This window comes from Pseudomonas sp. R1-7 (genome assembly GCF_051132105.1).
Taxonomy (GTDB): Bacteria; Pseudomonadota; Gammaproteobacteria; order Pseudomonadales; family Pseudomonadaceae; genus Aquipseudomonas.
In genome coordinates this window covers 1,303,201-1,320,686 of sequence record NZ_CP071661.1, presented here as the reverse complement: position 1 = coordinate 1,320,686, position 17,486 = coordinate 1,303,201, and the positions used below count along the sequence as shown (strand labels likewise).

15 protein-coding genes are annotated in these 17,486 nt (G+C 59.3%); 4 read left to right on the top strand and 11 right to left on the bottom strand.

Annotated elements, in window-relative coordinates:
* Window positions 1–3: 3 nt before the first annotated feature.
* The 4 genes from J3P79_RS05820 to J3P79_RS05805 all read right to left on the bottom strand — a co-directional run bounded on the left by J3P79_RS05820 (window position 4) and on the right by J3P79_RS05805 (window position 3,928).
* Complete coding sequence (locus J3P79_RS05820; protein ID WP_434608897.1) at window positions 4–1,014, bottom strand: hypothetical protein; 1,011 nt, start codon at window positions 1,012–1,014, stop codon at window positions 4–6.
* Window positions 1,015–1,030: 16 nt separating this feature from the next.
* Entirely contained in the window at window positions 1,031–1,396 is a 366-nt protein-coding gene (locus J3P79_RS05815; protein ID WP_434608896.1) for a GtrA family protein, read from the bottom strand.
* Between the two features lie 159 nt (window positions 1,397–1,555).
* Window positions 1,556–2,977, bottom strand: a complete 1,422-nt coding sequence (locus J3P79_RS05810; RefSeq protein ID WP_045156790.1) for an amino acid permease — start codon at window positions 2,975–2,977, stop codon at window positions 1,556–1,558.
* 489 nt (window positions 2,978–3,466) lie between these two features.
* Entirely contained in the window at window positions 3,467–3,928 is a 462-nt protein-coding gene (locus tag J3P79_RS05805) for an REP-associated tyrosine transposase (protein WP_434608894.1), read from the bottom strand.
* Between the two features lie 360 nt (window positions 3,929–4,288).
* On the opposite strand from J3P79_RS05805, the gene J3P79_RS05800 reads away from it, so the two are divergent.
* Entirely contained in the window at window positions 4,289–7,396 is a 3,108-nt protein-coding gene (locus J3P79_RS05800; RefSeq protein ID WP_434608892.1) for a transglycosylase domain-containing protein, read from the top strand.
* Between the two features lie 6 nt (window positions 7,397–7,402).
* Here the strand turns inward: J3P79_RS05800 and J3P79_RS05795 are convergent, their stop codons facing one another.
* The 7 genes from J3P79_RS05795 to J3P79_RS05765 all read right to left on the bottom strand — a co-directional run bounded on the left by J3P79_RS05795 (window position 7,403) and on the right by J3P79_RS05765 (window position 15,067).
* Entirely contained in the window at window positions 7,403–7,909 is a 507-nt protein-coding gene (locus J3P79_RS05795; RefSeq protein ID WP_434608891.1) for an adhesin, read from the bottom strand.
* Between the two features lie 40 nt (window positions 7,910–7,949).
* Window positions 7,950–8,435 carry a CS1 type fimbrial major subunit gene (locus J3P79_RS05790; protein WP_434608889.1) on the bottom strand — a complete coding sequence of 162 codons (486 nt, stop codon included), beginning with the start codon at window positions 8,433–8,435 and terminating at the stop codon, window positions 7,950–7,952.
* 43 nt (window positions 8,436–8,478) lie between these two features.
* Window positions 8,479–9,222 carry a molecular chaperone gene (locus tag J3P79_RS05785; RefSeq protein ID WP_434608884.1) on the bottom strand — a complete coding sequence of 248 codons (744 nt, stop codon included), beginning with the start codon at window positions 9,220–9,222 and terminating at the stop codon, window positions 8,479–8,481.
* 60 nt (window positions 9,223–9,282) lie between these two features.
* Complete coding sequence (locus J3P79_RS05780; RefSeq protein WP_434608882.1) at window positions 9,283–10,527, bottom strand: hypothetical protein; 1,245 nt, start codon at window positions 10,525–10,527, stop codon at window positions 9,283–9,285.
* 47 nt (window positions 10,528–10,574) lie between these two features.
* The gene (locus J3P79_RS05775) at window positions 10,575–11,828 is read right to left on the bottom strand and encodes a hypothetical protein (RefSeq protein WP_434608880.1); all 1,254 of its coding nucleotides are present in this window, start codon (window positions 11,826–11,828) and stop codon (window positions 10,575–10,577) included.
* Between the two features lie 87 nt (window positions 11,829–11,915).
* Window positions 11,916–14,450 (bottom strand): CS1-pili formation C-terminal domain-containing protein, encoded by a 2,535-nt coding sequence (locus tag J3P79_RS05770; RefSeq protein WP_434608878.1) that lies wholly within the window; start codon window positions 14,448–14,450, stop codon window positions 11,916–11,918.
* 125 nt (window positions 14,451–14,575) lie between these two features.
* Entirely contained in the window at window positions 14,576–15,067 is a 492-nt protein-coding gene (locus J3P79_RS05765) for a CS1 type fimbrial major subunit (protein ID WP_434608877.1), read from the bottom strand.
* 437 nt (window positions 15,068–15,504) lie between these two features.
* Here J3P79_RS05765 and J3P79_RS05760 point away from each other — a divergent pair, with 437 nt between their 5' ends.
* The 3 genes from J3P79_RS05760 (at window position 15,505) to J3P79_RS05750 (ending at window position 17,458) form a co-directional block, all read left to right on the top strand.
* Entirely contained in the window at window positions 15,505–16,080 is a 576-nt protein-coding gene (locus tag J3P79_RS05760; protein ID WP_434608875.1) for a PadR family transcriptional regulator, read from the top strand.
* The gene (locus tag J3P79_RS05755; protein WP_434608874.1) at window positions 16,077–16,862 is read left to right on the top strand and encodes a siderophore-interacting protein; all 786 of its coding nucleotides are present in this window, start codon (window positions 16,077–16,079) and stop codon (window positions 16,860–16,862) included. The genes J3P79_RS05760 and J3P79_RS05755 overlap by 4 nt, the downstream gene beginning before the upstream one ends.
* Before the next feature lie 128 nt (window positions 16,863–16,990).
* On the top strand, window positions 16,991–17,458 hold the full coding sequence (locus J3P79_RS05750; protein WP_434608872.1) for a preQ0 transporter: 468 nt from the start codon (window positions 16,991–16,993) through the stop codon (window positions 17,456–17,458).
* Window positions 17,459–17,486: the final 28 nt, after the last annotated feature.

The window sequence follows — 17,486 nt, the reverse complement described above, 5'->3', positions numbered from 1 at the left end:
GCATCATTCTCTTCTGAAATGACCGAACCACATGTCTGGCGCCGAAGCGTTGTGTTTGGAAGGGACCGAACGGCCGAGGCGGATGCTCTGCACATCGGCACGATCAAATTCCATTAGGGGCTCTTCTATCAACGCCCCTCCCTCCCGGCTCTGATAAGTCACCTGAGAGGCGTCTGCATTGTCCGGAGCTACATACATGGAGCGCATGGCGGCCAGAGGTTGTCCGGCAAGGGATGGGCGATCATGGGTATAGTCCAACACGGCATGTTGCCGATTGATCTCGACGATTTTCATGCTGCCATGGGAGCCGTCACGATAGTCCAACTCGAAGGTCCGATTCGCAGGAATGAACTCAACTTTAGTCAGGTCAACGACAGGACGTAACGCTTCGTCTATGGGGCCGACGAGGAAGGAGGTGCCGTACCCCCCGGTATCGAGATAAGGCGCCGCAAGGGGCTTAAGACGCCAATATCCATCTGGAGGGTAAAGCACTAGAAACTGATTAGCGGTTCCGTTCGGCTGACGCAGGTCTTTGCTATACACCTGGATAAGATGGATATTCTTATGACCAACACCATTGATATAGATCTCGACAGCGTTCGGCCGCCAAAAACGCTCCAACGTATTACCCACTATCAACAGGTCATTCGACTCCCAGAGAACAACTTGTTTAGGAACAGAAAAAAACACCTGGTCCTGCGAATTACTCTTCTCAGTAAACGAGCACCCGGAAAAATCCGCAGCAGATTCTCCGGACTTCAGCGATTTTAGATAAACGGGATGCATAGCTTCAATTCTTAACTTCCGAATACCCCCTCCCACCAATTTTAAATATACGTTGTCCTCTTCGGCGCAGCGGGTGGAATAGCTGGCATTGATAGCTGTGACCCGGTCATCTTGCTCATGCCAAGCCGAGCAAGCAGCAGAGATAAGGAAGAACACAGCGCTACCCACCAATAGCCGCATGCTTTTCTTTGGAAAAGTCGGAACTGTTAATTTAATTGGAAGGTACATGAGTGTCCTGTGCCAACTACAACTTGAATCGAATAAACCCATACCCCATCACCAGGTTCAGCGTGAAATACAAAGACAAAACGACCGCTATCCACCCAGGCAAGTCCAGCGCATCGCCCATCGCGCCGAAGCCATAACTCAGCCCGCCCATCGCGCCATTGCCCACGAGATAACCTCGCCACGACTCCCCGGGCCGGAAGATGTAAAGCGCACTCACATAAAACGAAAACATCGCAGCCACGCAGAACGCAGCAAAGTTGCTGGTCGCCTGGACCAGTCCAACGGCGTCATGCAACAGGAAAAAAACCTGGCCATGGATCAGTCCATTGACCAGTGCGATAACTATCAACGCAGAAAATCCGTTCATCTTTACCCTTGCCATTCTCCTATTGGCGGGCTTCCACGCTAGGCCACGAACCTGTGGCGGTCTACTGTCAGATCTTACAGGTCGGACTCCGAAACCGACGGACGGTCACGCGCCATTAGCGACAAAAAAACCCCAGTCATCTGACCGGGGCTTTGTTTTACATCGCGCTTGACCTTACGAAACCGATCGCATCGAACCCTGTGCCTCGGCGGTCGGCTGCAACTTGAAGGTGTAGAACAACACCGTCAGCAGCACCAGGAACGCCGGGCCGATGTACAGCGCCACGCGCGTATCCGGGAAGTACGCCATCAAGCCCACTACCAGCACCAGGAACGCCAGCGCCAGATAAGAGCTGACCGGATAAAGCCACATGCGGTATTTCAACGCCGCACGCTCGGAAGCGCTCAGGCCTTTGCGGAATTTGAGTTGGGCCAGCAGGATCATGACCCAGGTCCAGATCGCGCCGAAGGTGGCGATGGAGGTCACCCAGACGAAGACTTTTTCCGGCACCAGGTAGTTGAGCAGCACACCCAGCAGCAACGCGGCAATGGACAGCAGCAATGCACGGCGTGGCACGCCGTTGCTGGAGGTCTTGGCGAAGCCGGCCGGGGCCTGGCCGTTCTGCGCCAGGCTGTAGAGCATGCGGCCGGTGCTGAATATCCCGCCGTTGCAGGATGACAGCGCGGCGGTGATCACCACGAAGTTGATGATGCCGGCGGCGGTCTTGATGCCCAGGCGTTCGAAGGTCATCACGAACGGGCTGCCTTGGGTGCCGATTTCGTTCCATGGGTAGATCGACAGGATCACGAACAACGCGCCGACATAGAACAGCAGAATCCGCCAGAACACCGAGCCGATGGCGTTGGGGATGGTTTTCTGTGGGTTGCGCGCTTCACCGGCGGTCAGGCCGATCATCTCCACGCCCAGGTAGGCGAACATGACCATTTGGAGGGACATCAATACGCCCGTCACGCCGTTGGGCATGAAACCGCCGTGGGTCCACAGGTTGGAGATACCCAGGGCCACGCCGTCGTTGCCGAACCCGAAGGCGATAATGCCGACGCCGCCTATGACCATGGCGATGATGGTCACGATCTTGATCAGGGCGAACCAGAATTCGAATTCACCGAAGGCCTTGACCGCGATCAGGTTGATCGAGCCCATGCTGACCAGTGCAGCCAGCGCCCAGATCCAGCGGGGGACATCGGGGAACCAGACGCCCATGTACACCGCCACCGCAGTGATCTCGGCCACGCAAGTGACCAACCACAGGAACCAATAATTCCAACCGGTCAGGAAACCGGCCAGCGGGCCGAGGTAATCCTGGGCGTAGCGGCTGAACGAACCGGCCACCGGGTTGTGCACGGCCATTTCGCCGAGGGCGCGCATGATCACCAGGATCGCCAGGCCACCGATGATGTAGGACAGCATGATCGCCGGCCCGGCCATTTCGATAGCCTTGGCCGAACCGAGGAACAGCCCGACACCGATGCAGGCGCCAAGCGCCATCAAGCGGATATGCCGCTCGCCGAGCTCACGTTTGAGCGGACCACCCTGGGCGGTCTCGCCATGGGGCAGATGATTGCCGACTGGCATAGGGATACAACCTCGTCTTGTTATTGGATTGACCACCGAGTCTCCAAAGCCGCAGGCGGGTGAGCCTGCGAGCATTGCCGAAACCGGGTCTGTCTTGTGGGCAGACCGTCCTGTGGAACGACAACCTCAGGATCAGCGGGTCGTGCAGTATAAAAAGCCAGGGATAGAGAGTTTCACTGTAAAAACTGGAAAATTCAGGGATAAGCCTGCGCCTGAATTGGGTTTAGGAGAGGTCTTGTCTGGGATACAGGTCCTACAGAAAACGCCGCCGAGTATTGCACAGTGATGGTGCAGCGTCATGTTCTGGCAAGGGGCGATGGCTCTAGAGCAAGGCTTTCAGGCATCAATACCCTGGGATTCAGACACCCCCATCCCTGTGGCGAGGGAGCTTGCTCCCGCTCGGCTGCGCAGCCGCCCGCTTCTAAAAGCTGAAAAGCGAGGGCGGCTTCGCCACCCAGCGGGAGCAAGCTCCCTCGCCACAAAAAGCGGCTAAAGCCACACTGTTTCCCAGAGAGGGTAATCGCCGATACGATCTACCAACCCTGCACGAAGCGGATTGGCGATGATGTAGCGGGCGAAGGGCTTCAGATCCTCGTTGTCGCGGACCGCGCGGTCATGAAAGCCGCTTTGCCAGAAGGCGCCCTTTCTGTTCATTGCTCGATTGATTGTAAGGGTGCTGCGGGATTTGACTGCCTGCATCACTTTTGTGAGCTGAGCTTGCTCCACCTGCACCAGCCAATGCAGATGGTCCGGCATCACAACCCAGGCCAGCGAATTGACCTGACCTCGCTCATGAGCCAGGCGCATTTCTGCAATCAGTAAGCGGCCTAGTCGCCAGTCCTTGAAGATCGGTGTGCGTCGGTGAACGACCGTAGTAACGAGATAACCTCGCCCCGGTTCCGAAGAACGTCCGCGACGTAAGCGATGAGAGTTTGGGCGCGAAGGACGCATTCCTTGGTTTCCTGTGGTTGGGGTGTCTACTTACGGTAGCCTCACCCTCGACGATCCGACGCGATGATAGTTGAGCGACTTTTCCGAAAAAGGCGTAGTACCCGTGGCGAGGGAGCTTGCTCCCGCTGGGGGGCGCAGCCGCCCTCGTTTTTCAACCGCTGAACTCTTCAGACATGCCACCTTTGCGGCTGCTGCGCAGCCGAGCGGGAGCAAGCTCCCTCGCCACAAAAAAATGCCTCAGCCAATGGCATCTCACAGGTGCTCGTGTAGGGCTTTCCCATAATTTCCCCTCCCCCCACGCCAAGCACCGTCTAAGCTTCAAGCAAGTCCGATCAATCTGCGTGAATGGATCAGTCGACTATGGGCGCTTTGTGGCAAACCGATTCGAATAAACCTGTGGTCCCGACTGAACGTATGGAAGAAGCGCCTTTACCCAAAAAAACTCGCCGCGCCCGGCATGGCTGGCGGGCGTTCTGGTTGTTGTTGCTGATTATCGTGGTGGTGGTCGGCCTGGCCGTGGCCAAGGAAATGCGCACGTCGCGGTTTCAGTCGCGCGAGATCAGCCAGTACGCCGAGTCCCTGACCTATTCGGTAGAACCGGGCCCCAGCGACGCCATCGTCTACCCCGGCGCCGGCCCATTCGACCAGCGATTGGGCTACAGCTCGCTGGGGGAGTTCCTGCCGCGCCTGCTCAAGCGTGACTACGTGATCGAAGCCCAGGCGCGCTTTTCGCCAGCCTTGATGGACTACGTCGACAAAGGCTTGTTCGTGCCCTATGCGGAGAAGATCCAGGCCGGGCTGACCATCACCGATTGCCGCGCCGCGCCGGTCTATCAATTCAAATATCCGCAACAGCTGTACGCCAGTTTCGACGCAATTCCGCCAGTAGTCGTGCAGAGCCTCTTGTTCATCGAGAACCGCTTCCTCCTCGACCCCAAGCAACCCCTGGCCAACCCGGCCGTGGACTGGCCGCGCTTCGGCATGGCGGCGTGGTCGCAGGTGGCCAAGCTGTTGAGCCTGCCGGGGCAATCCGCCGGGGGCAGCACATTGGCGACGCAGTTGGAGAAGTACCGGCATTCCCCCGAAGGCTTGACTGTGTCGGGCGCGGAAAAAATCCGCCAGATGATTTCCGCCAGCGTCCGCGCTTACCAGGCCGGCCCGCAAACCCTTGAAGCCCGTCAGCGAATCGTCCGTGACTACCTCAACAGCGTGCCGCTCTCCGCCGTGCCCGGGCATGGCGAAGTTCATGGCATGGCCGAAGGGCTGAGGGTCTGGTATGGCGCGGACTTCAAACGGGCCAATGAACGCTTGTTCAGCACCGCCACCGACTCCAAGAGCCTCGCGGATAAAGGCCTGGCCCTGCGGGAAATGCTGTCGTTGATGATCGCCCAGCGCCGGCCGTCGCACTATCTTTCGAAGGGCCACGAGGAGCTTGCGCGCCTGACCGACAGCCACATCCGGCTACTGGCCCAGAACGGCGTGATCGATGCCGCGCTGGCCGAGGCCGCTCTCGCCAGCCAGGTCAGCTACCGCGACTGGGTCCAGGACCCGACCGTCCAACCCATCGAAACCAACAAAGGCATCAGCGCCGCTCGCAGTCGCATCGCCGCCCTGCTCAACCGTCCGCTGTACGACCTCGATCGCCTGGACCTTTCCGCCACCAGCACCTTGCAAAGTGATTTGCAGGCCCAGGCCACCGAATACCTCAAGCGATTGGCCGACCCGGCCTTCGCGACCGAGATCGGCCTGATGGGAGAACGCCTGCTGACCCCCACCAGCACCACCCAGGTGCGCTACAGCTTTACCTTGCTGGAACTGACCCCCGACGGCTCGCGCGTGCGGGTGCAGACCGACAGCACCGACCAGCCCTTCGACATCAACGAAGGCAGCAAGCTGGAACTGGGCTCCACCGCCAAGTTGCGCGTGCTCACCACCTACCTGCAGATCATCGCCGAGCTGCACGAGCGTTATGCCCAACAGACCCCGGCGGCGTTGAAGAAAACCGGGATCGCTGAGCAGGATCGCCTGTCCCGCTGGGCGGTGGATTACTTGATCGAAAACAGCGACCACAGCCTGCCGAAGATGCTCGAAGCCGCGCTGGACCGAAAGTACTCAGCCAGCCCCGGCGAGGCCTTCTTTACCGGCGGCGGGCTGCACACCTTCCACAACTTCCGCAAGGAAGACGACGGTCGCCTGCCCACGCTGCGTGACTCGTTGCGCGAATCCATCAACCTGCCGTTCATTCGCTTGATGCGCGACTTGGTGCGCTACGCGACCTACGCCGGCCCTAACAACAGCTCCGAACTGCTCAAGGACGACAAGGACCCGCGCCGCCAGGAATACCTGGCCCAGTTCGCCGACCGCGAGGGCACCTCGTTCCTGCTCAAGTTCTGGAAGAAGTATCAGAAAAAGGACACCGGCCAGCGCCTCGAAACCTTCCTCGACGGCATGCGCCCTACCGCGATTCGCCTGGCAGCCGTGCACCGTTATTTCTTTCCCAACGAGACCCAGGAAAATTTCAATCGCTTCGTGCGCGCACACTTGAAGTCGGCCAAGAGCGCGGAAAAACTCACTGACGAACGCCTCGAACGGCTCTACCAGAGCTACGGACCAGGCGCCTACGACCTGCCGGACCAGGGTTTCATCGCCAAGGTCCACCCATTGGACTTGTGGTTGATGGGTTATCTGCTGAACAACCCCGACGCCAAGTTCAGCCAGATCGTCAAGGCCAGCCGGTTCGAGCGCCAGGAGGTGTATAGCTGGTTGTTCAAGAGCCGCCACAAGAGTGCCCGCGACAGTCGCATCCGTACCATGCTGGAAATCGAAGCCTTCCTGGATATCCATCAACGTTGGCAGCAAGTCGGCTATCCGTTCGACCACCTCGTGCCTTCGCTCGCCACCGCGATCGGCAGTTCCGGGGATCGTCCCGCCGCACTGGCCGAACTGGTGGGCACCATTCTCAACGACGGTATGCGGCGCCCGGCATTGCGCGTCGACAGTCTGCAATTCGCGACCGGTACGCCATATGAAACGCGGTTGGTCAGCGACCCGGACAGCGGCAAGCGGGTGATGCCCGTGGAAGTGGCCCGCGCCTTGCGCGGCGCATTGTCCCAAGTGGTGGACGCCGGCACCGCGAAACGGGTGGCGGGCAGCTTCAAGCTGGCCGACGGAACGCCATTGGCCATGGGCGGCAAGACTGGCACCGGCGACAACCGCATCGAAGCCATCGGTTCCGGCGGACGGGTGATCAGCTCCAAATCGATCAACCGCACCGCCACCTTCGTGTTCTACATCGGCGACAGCCATTTCGGCACCCTCACCGCCTATGTGCCGGGAGCGTCGGCGCAGAATTTCAAATTCACCTCGGCCTTGCCGGTGCAGGTGCTCAAGGGCATGGCACCGTTCCTGTCAGGCTACCTGCAACCGGGTAGCCAGACTCAATGCAAGCCGTTGATGGCGAGGCTATGAACGACCTCATAAAGGGACACGGGGCACCGCATCGAAGATCACCGTAAAATCTGCGTTGTACAGGCCCGTCTGATGATCCTGGATCACCGACGCGTTCCTGATAACCATCTCCGCCTGGGTGCCTGGAGTGGATGTCGCATCATCTACTACCTCCTGGGGAATGGCAGACAGTGTGACGTTATTGAACCTGACGAGCAGCGGAATACCTTTAAGGGGGTCGGCGCTGCCGTTAGTCAGCCAAGGTAACCCCCCTTCGATGTAAGCATGGACCGAGCCCTCGGTGTTCTTCACATCGTACGTGTGACGCAGAATGCTCAGCGTTTTATGCACCGGATCGTAATGCATGACCTCATCCTTGCCGAAATCCGGATTGCGCGGCTGCACATGAAACTGCTTGTTCGGTATGTTCGCCGTGATGTGGATGGACGAGCGCGCGTCATCAGCCGCCCCCGCCTGCAAAGGGTTCAAGGTGGCGGCACCCAGCACAACAGCGGACATTATTGTTTTATACATCGTCGATACCTTATTGCGTGGTTAAAAGCGAGATCCAGCCCTAGGGCGCCACGGCATCGAACACCATGTGCACGGTGCCGTAGTAATCGCCGGGCACATAGTTTTCGCCTGCGGGCCTTATGGCGGCGATTTCCAAAGGCACGTGCCGTCCTGGCCGTGCTTCGCTGGCCGACACCACTGGGGTGGAATCAAGGGTCAACGGGACGTTGTTGAACCTCACCCGCAGATCGATGCGTTCACGGCCGTTGGACAGGTACGCTTCTTCCGCCAGGCGCGCGTCGATGGAGCCGTTGGCGTTCTTCACCTCGTAGGTCGCCCGCAATGGGCTGAGCTCGCCGGTGATGGTGCTGAACGGCAAGCGCTGTTCGCGTTGGACCAGTTGCGGATCGAGGGGCAGCACGAAAAAATCGACCGTGGGAATGGTCACATAGACCTCGAAGGTTTCCCGCTCGACCGCTGCCCAGGCCGAAGCCCAGGGCAGGATCAGCGCGGTCAATGCGAGGGGGCGTAGCGGTGTCTTGGACATAGTGATTACCTGTGCGTCAGCAACGGTTCGGCGACGGCGACCGTCACCCCTTGATCTCGATGGCCTTGCTCTGGCTACCCTCGATCAACGTGAAGCGGTATTCCCGCCCCGCCTCCTTCTCGAAGGAAAAGGTGCGGCCGGCCATGACGTGGTGCTTGGTGGTCGGACGGCAGTCGTTTTCCTTTTTCGCCGCGCAGTCCTTGAATTCATCGATCACCAAAACGCTGTTGCCGTCGTTGCGCATCACGTACTTGCTGGCGTCGTCCTCGATAACGGTCTGGAATCGAGTGTCCTTGGGGCGTACGAAGAACACCGTGCCATAACCCGCCAGGACCTTGACCCCGGCCGCCACACGTTCCTTCTTGTACTCTTCGCGCTCCTCTTTGCTGATGGCGAACTCGTCTTCGGCTTCCGGCACCACTGGCACGAAACGCACCCGGAAATAACGCTCCCGGTCGCGATTGCCCAAGAACAGCAGGCGCGTACCCTGCACACCGTTTGCCGGCACGATCAGCCGCGCTGGACTGGCCATCAAGCCATCCTTGGCCAAGCCCCCTTCCTGGCTTTGAACCGGCTCCTCCCGGTAGCTGCCATCTTCGTTGTAGTGGATCTCCAGGACGTTGACCTTGACGAATGCCGTGGACGTGCCGCCGTTGAACACCCGTTTCATGTAGGTGCTCTTGTCCGCATCCAGATAGTCGTAAACCACCCCGACCCCAATCTGCGGCCCGGCGTGAGCCAGACCACAAAACAGATAAAAACCCATCCACGCCAATACGTACTTCATCACTGCCTGAACCTCATGTGTTGTTCACAATTTTTGAATACTGCCGGCTCTCGGAGCCGTTCAAACTTCTGAATCCCAGATCACTGTGACGTTGCCGGTATAGGTCCTCGCGCCGCCGGCCAACATTTGCTCGATGCTGTCGCGGGTCACTTCGAAATGCAGGCTCGCGGGCTTGCGATCGACATAGACATTGGGCTGGAGCAACTCCGTACCGCTGCCGTCGCGCAACAGGCGCCGCCGGCTGATGGGCAGGCCGCCCATGTCGGTCAAGCCATCGGGCAGGGTCACCCTGACTTCCACCGGCACGGTATGGCCGGTGCCGGTTTCGGCAATGGCGCAGGTATTGCCGCTGATGTGCTGGCATTCGAGCGCCATCTTGAAACGCGAGGAGGTCGAGATATGGAAACGCTGGTCCCGAAACAACCGGGTCGGTTTGCTTCCACTGTTCAGCCAGGCCTGCCAGCCTTGTTCGGGCACCAGCTCCACCCGATTTCCACCGGGTGGGACTTCCACCTTGAAGGCATGCTCGACGTCGAGCCTGAAATTGAGCGTGATCGCCGAATCGCTGGGTAACATCACGTCGCCCATGTCCACTTCCCGACCTGGCCCGACACTGATCGTCAGGTCCCCGGTGTACTGGCCGGCGGTCATTCTCATAGGGTTGGGCATGCGCAGTTCGTAGGCGAAGTCCAGGTACTGATAGGCCATGCTGGGAATCAGGTACTGGGCTTTTTTCGCGCAGACGACCTCCATTGGCGTGCGCCAGAAAAACTCGTAATACGTCTCGCCCATCCGACCGAAACCGCTGAAATGACAGGATGCCGGCGGATAACCCCAGTTCTGGCCCCACAATTTGGTATGCGCCGTACCGAGGTCTACCCCACCGCCCACCAGGTCAATCACGCTGCCAGGAAACTGGTATCGAGAACCGATACCGACCCAACGCACCTGGACGATCTCGGTTTCGCCCGTAGCCGAATGGACGATTTGCGCCGTGCGCCAGTTGGCCGGCACTTGGAACATCGCACCTTGCCGGGCATCGGCATGTTCGGCCTGGATCGCCCTGATGGAATTGACCGTCAGCGGCAGCCGCAGGCTGGACATGTTCCACGCCTGGCATTGCGACGGGAATTCGGCGCAATAGCCACTCAACGGCGTGGTGTTGCGAAAAGCGGCCTCCTGAGGCTTCGACGGATCGGGTCTGAATACGGCGCTGATGTCTTGGGTCAAGGCATCGGCCACCGGCGTGCTTGCAAGCAGATACATCGCAAGCGTGCCCTTTACTGCTACAGGTAATCGTCCCATCGAAAAACTCCATGTCCCTAAGTTGGCCCCGAATAGAGCAAGTCCTTTTAAACTTCCGAATCCCAGATCACCGTGACGTTGCCGGTGTAAGCCTTGGCGCCGCTGTCCAGCATGTCCTCCACGCCGCTGCGGGCCACTTCGAAGTGCAGCATTCCCGACTTGCGATCCAGGTAGAACGACGGCTGGAATAATTCGGTGCCGCTGCCATCGAGCAGCAATGGCCGGCGATCGACCGGCTGATTGGCGCCGTCGGTCAAGCCCTGAGGCAGCGTCACACTGACGTTCACCGGCACTTGGTGACCGCTGCTGGTTTCGGAAATCGCGCAGGTGTTGCCACTGATGTATTGGCATTCGAGGCCCATCTTGAAACGTGATGAGGCCGAGATATGGAAGCGTTGGTCGCGAAACAACCGGGTCGGTTTGCGCCCGCTGTTGAGCCAGGATTGCCAGCCTTCCTGGGGTACCAGTTCGACACGGTTGCCACCGGGTGGCACATCGACTTTCAGGGTGTGCTCGACGTTGAGATTGAAATTAAGCGTCAGTGCAGAGTCGTTGGGCAGCATGACGTCTCCCATGTCGATGTCCTGCCCCGGCCCGACGCTGTAGGTCAGCGATCCCGTGTATTGGCCGGAGGACATCTTCAACGGGTTGGGCGTGCGCAGCTCATAGGCAAAATCCAGGTGGGAGTATGCAAAGGTCGGGATTGGATAGCGGGCTCTTTTGGAGCACACGTTTTCCACGGGCGTCTTCCAGAAAAAGCCGTACCATTTATCGCCGTAGGGCTGGTTACCGCCGTTTTGACAGGGTGCCGGAGCACTCACCCAACTGTCACCATAACTGCCCCATAACCGATTATGAGCAAGTACGACAGTGACACCCCCACCCACCATGTCAACTACACTGGCAGGGAGTTGATAGCGCGAACCGATGCCCGACATGCGTACTTCGACGACTTCCGTTTCGCCGGTGCTTGCATGGACAACCTGTGCTGTACGCCAGTTTGCGGGGACTTTGAACATTGCCCCTTTTCTCACGTCCGTATGACCCGCCTGAATAGGGCTGATCGAATTAAACGTGATCGGCAGACGAATGCTGAACATTTTTGTGTTCGCGCATTGCGCCGGATATTCCGAACAGTAACCACTGACCGGTGTGGTATTTAAAAAAGCGTTCTCGTTGGGCTTGGCAGGATCAGGCCTGAAGGTGGCGCTGATGTCCCGGGTCAAGGCATTGGCAGTCGGAGCCCAGGCCAGCAATAACATCGAAGCCACGCCACAGACTGCCACGGATATACGTTTCATTTTTACAACCTCATGCATCAAAGCGAATCGCCGCGAAGGGTGGAAAGCCCGGTCCGTCGAACAAACATTGCTTCCGATGCAATAACCTCATGAACGCTGTTTTTCACCATGAGCCTCGGCGAGCGTTGTATCGGCCAATGTGTCCGGCGTGCAGCGCAAATCACCGATCATCAGCACGTCCCCTTCCCGCTGGGCGCTGTCCGGATCAAGGCGGAACCGGCAGAACAACTCGCTGCCATAACGCACCTCCAGAGTGGGCGAGCCGGCGTTCATTTCCATGGAGAAGAACCCGTCCGCCTCGCTGACGCCGCGGCTGGCGTGGTTGATGACGTGATGGCCCTTGAGCGGTTGCCCTTGGTCGTCCAACAGGCGACCGAGGACGGTCACGGTTCTCAACACACTGATCTTGCGGTAGTCCACACCGCCCTTGTTCAAGTGATAACGAGTACGCGAGGGCTCGATGCTCGCCGCCGGGGGGTGCACGCCTTCGAAGTCGAAGGTGACCATGCTGTTTTTATAAGCAGTGATAGGGACGAAGTTACGACCCGGATGCAAGGTGGTGCTGCCGCCGGTCAAGTCGTCGGCGCGCAGGATCACGTCATCCACGTCGGCCTCCACATCGACGATCATCCCCGCGCCGCGCCCATGGGGTATGGCGGTAAAGGCTGCTTTGCTGCCGCCCACGGCCACCGTGCTGCTCAGGTTGAGGCCGCCGGTGAGGTTGTCGTTGTAGGACGAACGCTGGACGAAGCCATCGCCATACAGCGAGTCGGTCTGGAAGCTGGCGATGCCGGACAGGCCCACGCCATAAGTATCCGCCAGTGCAGTGGCAGAGACGCTTTGCAGTACGTGGTCCTGCAGGTCCCGGCGGTACGACAGCGAGGCGTTGTTGTCCCGTGCGCCATCGCGGGAAGTGCGCGTGCCGACGCTGCCCGACCAGTACTCGCCCGGCCCACCCAGGGCGACACTGACGCTCAGGTCCAGGCCGCGATTGCGCTTGTCGGCCGTGCTGGAAGTACCGGGGCGATCAAACACCGACAATCGCCAGTTGGCATCGCTGCCGCGTAATTTGCCCCGCTGGGTCCAACCCAAGTCCAGGCCGGTGCCCTGGACGTTGCCTTCGCTGTAGGCCAGCCGCCCATTGATGGACGTCTTGTTGCTCAAGCGATGATTGACCGAGAGTGAAGAGTTGCTGGTATGGCCGACATACACGTCACGTTGGCGGATGCGGGTACCGTCCGGCAGGGTTTCATACGTGTTGCGGGTGTCCAGCCAACTGCGGTTGTGGCTGGCGACGATGCTGCCCTGGCCATAGCTGTAAAGGCCTTGCAGGTCCATGCCGTTGCCGTAGTCCTCGGTTTTATAGACGTTGGCGTACAGGCTGGTGGTGCTGCCCAGGGTCCAGTCCACCGAGGTGCCGACTTGCATCCTATCCTGCACCTTGCGGGTGGAGGCGCCCAGGATCACCCGGGGATGCAGCAGGTAATTGAGGCCGACCCCGGCCGTCATGAAGCCCGAGGGCTGGTCTTCCCAGTTGCTCCAGAGCCGGGTCTCGCGGCCGGCGAACAGGTTGTAGCGCCAGCGGTCCTCCGAGTTGCTCCAATTGTTGGGCTTGTAGACCAGTTCCTGGCTGGTGGCGGTGGTTTGCCCGTCCTCGACCAGCCGCACTTCCACTTCGTAGATCCCGCCAGGCAAGGGGCGGGTGTCCAGGCTTTGCAGCCCGGCGCTGACGGCCTGGGTATTGATCAGCAGGCCGTTGCGATAGATTTCCACCGAAGCCTGACGGCTCGCGGTGACATAAATGGGATAGACACTGGGTTTCGGATTGTCGATCGCCAGGCTGTCGGAACTGCCGAACATCACGCCCAGAGCGGTGTCCGGGTTGGCGCCGAACGAACGAATCTGTCGGTTCAAGCCATCGGAACCGGGCGTGAAGTAACCCAAGCGAAAGAATTGGCCTTCCATTTCCCGCTGGGTATGGAGCTCATGGACGGCGTGGTACAGCTTGTCGTCCGGACCGCCAAGGCGCGAGAGCTGTAAGTCCAGCGACTGGCTCCAATTGCCGAGGCTGGAACTGGCATTGAGGCCGTAACGCCCGCCAGTGTCCTGTTCCTGGCCACCATTGATGTTGAGTTGGTTGTTGAAGATCAGGCCCAGGCTGCCTTCTTCCGGCTGATCGTAGTAACGCTTGGCTTGCGTCGAGCGCTCCACGTCCCGGGTCAGGATCGAAACCAATGAATTTTCGAGACTGTAGTGCACGGCGAGCAGCCCGGACGGGCAACCGGCTTCGCAGGCGCCCAACGGCTGCCCCTGCTTGAGGTGTTGCTCCCATTGCTGGCGCTCGACGTTATTGATCGAACTGTCCTGGGTCTCGGTGAATTCGAGCAATGTGATGCGGTCGTCCCGGCTCAATACCACCATGGCTTCGCCAAGGAACTGTTGATTGAGTTCAACACGAACCGCCAAGGGCACGTCGAAGAAGTGGGATTCAAATTCCGCCGGCAAGCCTTTTGCCTGGGACAACAAGCTTTTCGGTGTCGTACCAGGGGCAGTCGGCGCGGCCAATGCGTTCGCGCACAACAGCAGCGCGAGCGCACCCGCGATGGGTGTCATCGGAAACATCAACGGACTCTCTAATCAGCGAGCTATCTGGGCGTTTCGGGGGCAGGCCGACCGGCTGGGGAAGACCGGCCGGCCTGCAGCAATGCCCGAAGACAGAGGAGAACCTCAGCGGGCATTGAATGGCATCACGGGTTAGCGCGAGGCACCGCGTCGAAAATGACGGTCATGTCGGCGGTGTACAGGCCATTCTGGGTATCGAGCGGCCTGGCGGCGACGATGGTCATGTCAGCCTGGGTACCCGGTGTGGAGGTCGCATCGTCCACCACTTCCTGAGGCGTGGCGGTCAGGGTGACGCCGTTGAAAGCCGTGGTCAGGGCGATGGAGTTGCTGCCGTTGTACAGCGCGGACGGACCGCCCTCGATGTAGGCGTGGACCGAGCCCTCGGTGTTCTTCACGTCATAGGTCGCGCGCAACGACGACAAGGTGCCGCTGACCGTGTTGTAGCTCATGGTCTCATCCTTACCGAAGTCCGGGTTGCGCGGCTGCACATGGAACTGTTGGGTCGGGATGTTCGCGCTGATATGGATGGACGAGCGCGCATCATCGGCGGCGAATGCCAGCGAGGAACTCAGGGCAGCGGCTGCCAGCGAAGCACCGGTCATGAATTGTTTGAGCATGTTGTTAATACCTGTTCATAGCCATAAAGAGAAGGGCTGAAGTTTCAGTTCGACTAATAGCTCGAAGACTGCAACTTCAACGCTGGGCATGATCGGTTCTTAACAACTAAAAAAAAGCAGGCAAATTCCCACGCACTTGTAGTAATTCCACCATACAAAAGAGCGAAAAATACCTTAATTCATTTAAAACGCCAATTTGGATGTAAGAAACTGCCCACAAAACCATGCACCAAGCGGCCTCTGGAAAAGTCAATAAAAACCTTAAAAGAAAACACATCCCCCCTCAGAGCCGGCTCATTCAGGTAAGGTCTTGTGCAACTAACGCAACATCAACCCCACTAGATATATCTCAACTTAAAGATATATCAAGCACAAAGATGTATCTCAAATAAAGAACCAGCAGTTCGAGTTTATTTATGCAGCATGGAGAGCAGTACATGGCAGCCCCCTATTCCGATCCCAGCGCCCACGACGAACACGATGGTTTCGAGCGACACCCGACCGGTCGTGACCGTAACCGACGCAACGCTCGTGTATTCGCCGCTGGGGACCTCAAGTTGCTGTCGCTGGCCCTGATCGCCGAACAGCCCTGCCATGGCTATGACCTGATCCGCAGGATCGAAAAGATGTTCGAAGGGGCCTATAGCCCCAGCCCTGGGGTGATCTACCCGGCCCTGGCGTTCCTGGAAAAAAACGCGATGGTCACCTGCTGCGTTGAAATAGAAAAAAAATGCTACAGCGTGACCGATGCTGGACGTCTATCACTTGAGAAGCAGGCCCAAACGCTGGACGAGGTGCGCGCACGCATTGAAGTCAGCAAGCGCACGCTGCACGGCCATGATCGCCCCCCGCAGGTCCAGGAAGCGGTGTATAACCTGCGCCATGCGCTGCAAAATCACTCTGGCCGCTGGAGTCCTGAAGAAACCCGGCGGGTGTGCGACTTGCTCAACGCCACCGCCAAAGCCATCGTCGACGGTTGCGACCGTCCACCTGTCTCGGAGTCAAACCAATGACCGAAATCGATCCAAACACCATTCACCGCGTCAGCCACGAAATCAAACGCCGCCGCCTGCAAGTGCTGCGGGTCGAGGACCTGACCCCGCGCATGCGCCGCATCACGGTCGGCGGGCCGGAGCTGGCCGGGTTCGTCAGCCTGGGCACGGACGATCACGTAAAACTGTTGTTCCCGCAGAATGCCGAGGAACACGCCGCCCTGGAACACTTCAACCCCACCGCTGGCAAAGCCCAGGGCCCGATGCCTGAAATGCGCGACTACACCCCGCGCCGCTATGACCTGGACACCCTCGAACTGGACATCGACTTCGTGCTCCACGGTGACGGCCCTGCCTCGACCTGGGCTACGCAAGCAGCACCAGGGCAGTTTCTGTACATCGCCGGGCCCCGTGGCTCGATGGTCGTGCCGGACATCTTCGACAGCTACCTGTTGATCGGCGACGAAACCGCCCTGCCCGCCATCGCCCGACGTCTCGAAGGTTTGGCGGCCAACCGGCGTGCGTTGGTGGTGGTGGAAGTGGAGAATGGCGCCGAACAGCAAGTCCTCCACAGCCCGGCGCAGGTGCATGTGATCTGGGTGTTGCGCGAGGGTCGCCAGGACAGCCTCCTACGCACCGTGCAGCAGCTGGAAATGCCCGGCGGCAAGCTGTACGCGTGGGTCGCGACCGAAAGCAAAGTGTCGCGGCAGATTCGCAGGGTGCTGCTGGAGGAGAAAGGACTGGACCAGGATTTCGTGAAGGCGGTGGGGTATTGGAAGCTGGACGGCAGTGAGGAAGATTGAGGAATTGGCGGTACCTGAAGTACCCTCCATCCACCGACGCCGCCACCCTCTTATGGCGAGGGGATTTATCCGCTCGCCATAATTAAAGTCTTTCATCAGCCACAGCTCGTATTTGCCAGGTGTTCCCCATGCTTTTCCTGATCGCCTACATCGGCAGCGTCGTGCTGATCAACTTCGCTTTCTCCGCCGCGCCGCACCTGGACGTCATCTGGTCGGCCTGGGGCGGGCTGGTGTTCGTCTTGCGCGACATGGTGCAGACCCGTTTCGGCCACGGCGCCATCGTGGCGATGCTGGTGGCGCTGGTGCTGTCCTACGTCACCTCCGACCCGACCATCGCCCTGGCCAGCGCCACGGCGTTCGCCGTATCGGAGTGCATCGACTGGCTGGTGTTCACCGTCACCAAGCGTCCGCTGCATGATCGCCTGTGGATCAGTTCGGCCTTGAGCATCCCCCTCGACACCTTCATTTTCTTCGGCCTGATCGACGCGCTGACCCCCGCGGTGGTGACGACCGCCCTGCTCTCGAAATTCGCCGGGGTCACGGCCGTCTGGCTGATCATGGCCTGGCGTCTGCGCAAACAGGCCATCGCCGGCTGACGCGGTTCATGTAAAATGCCGCGCTTTC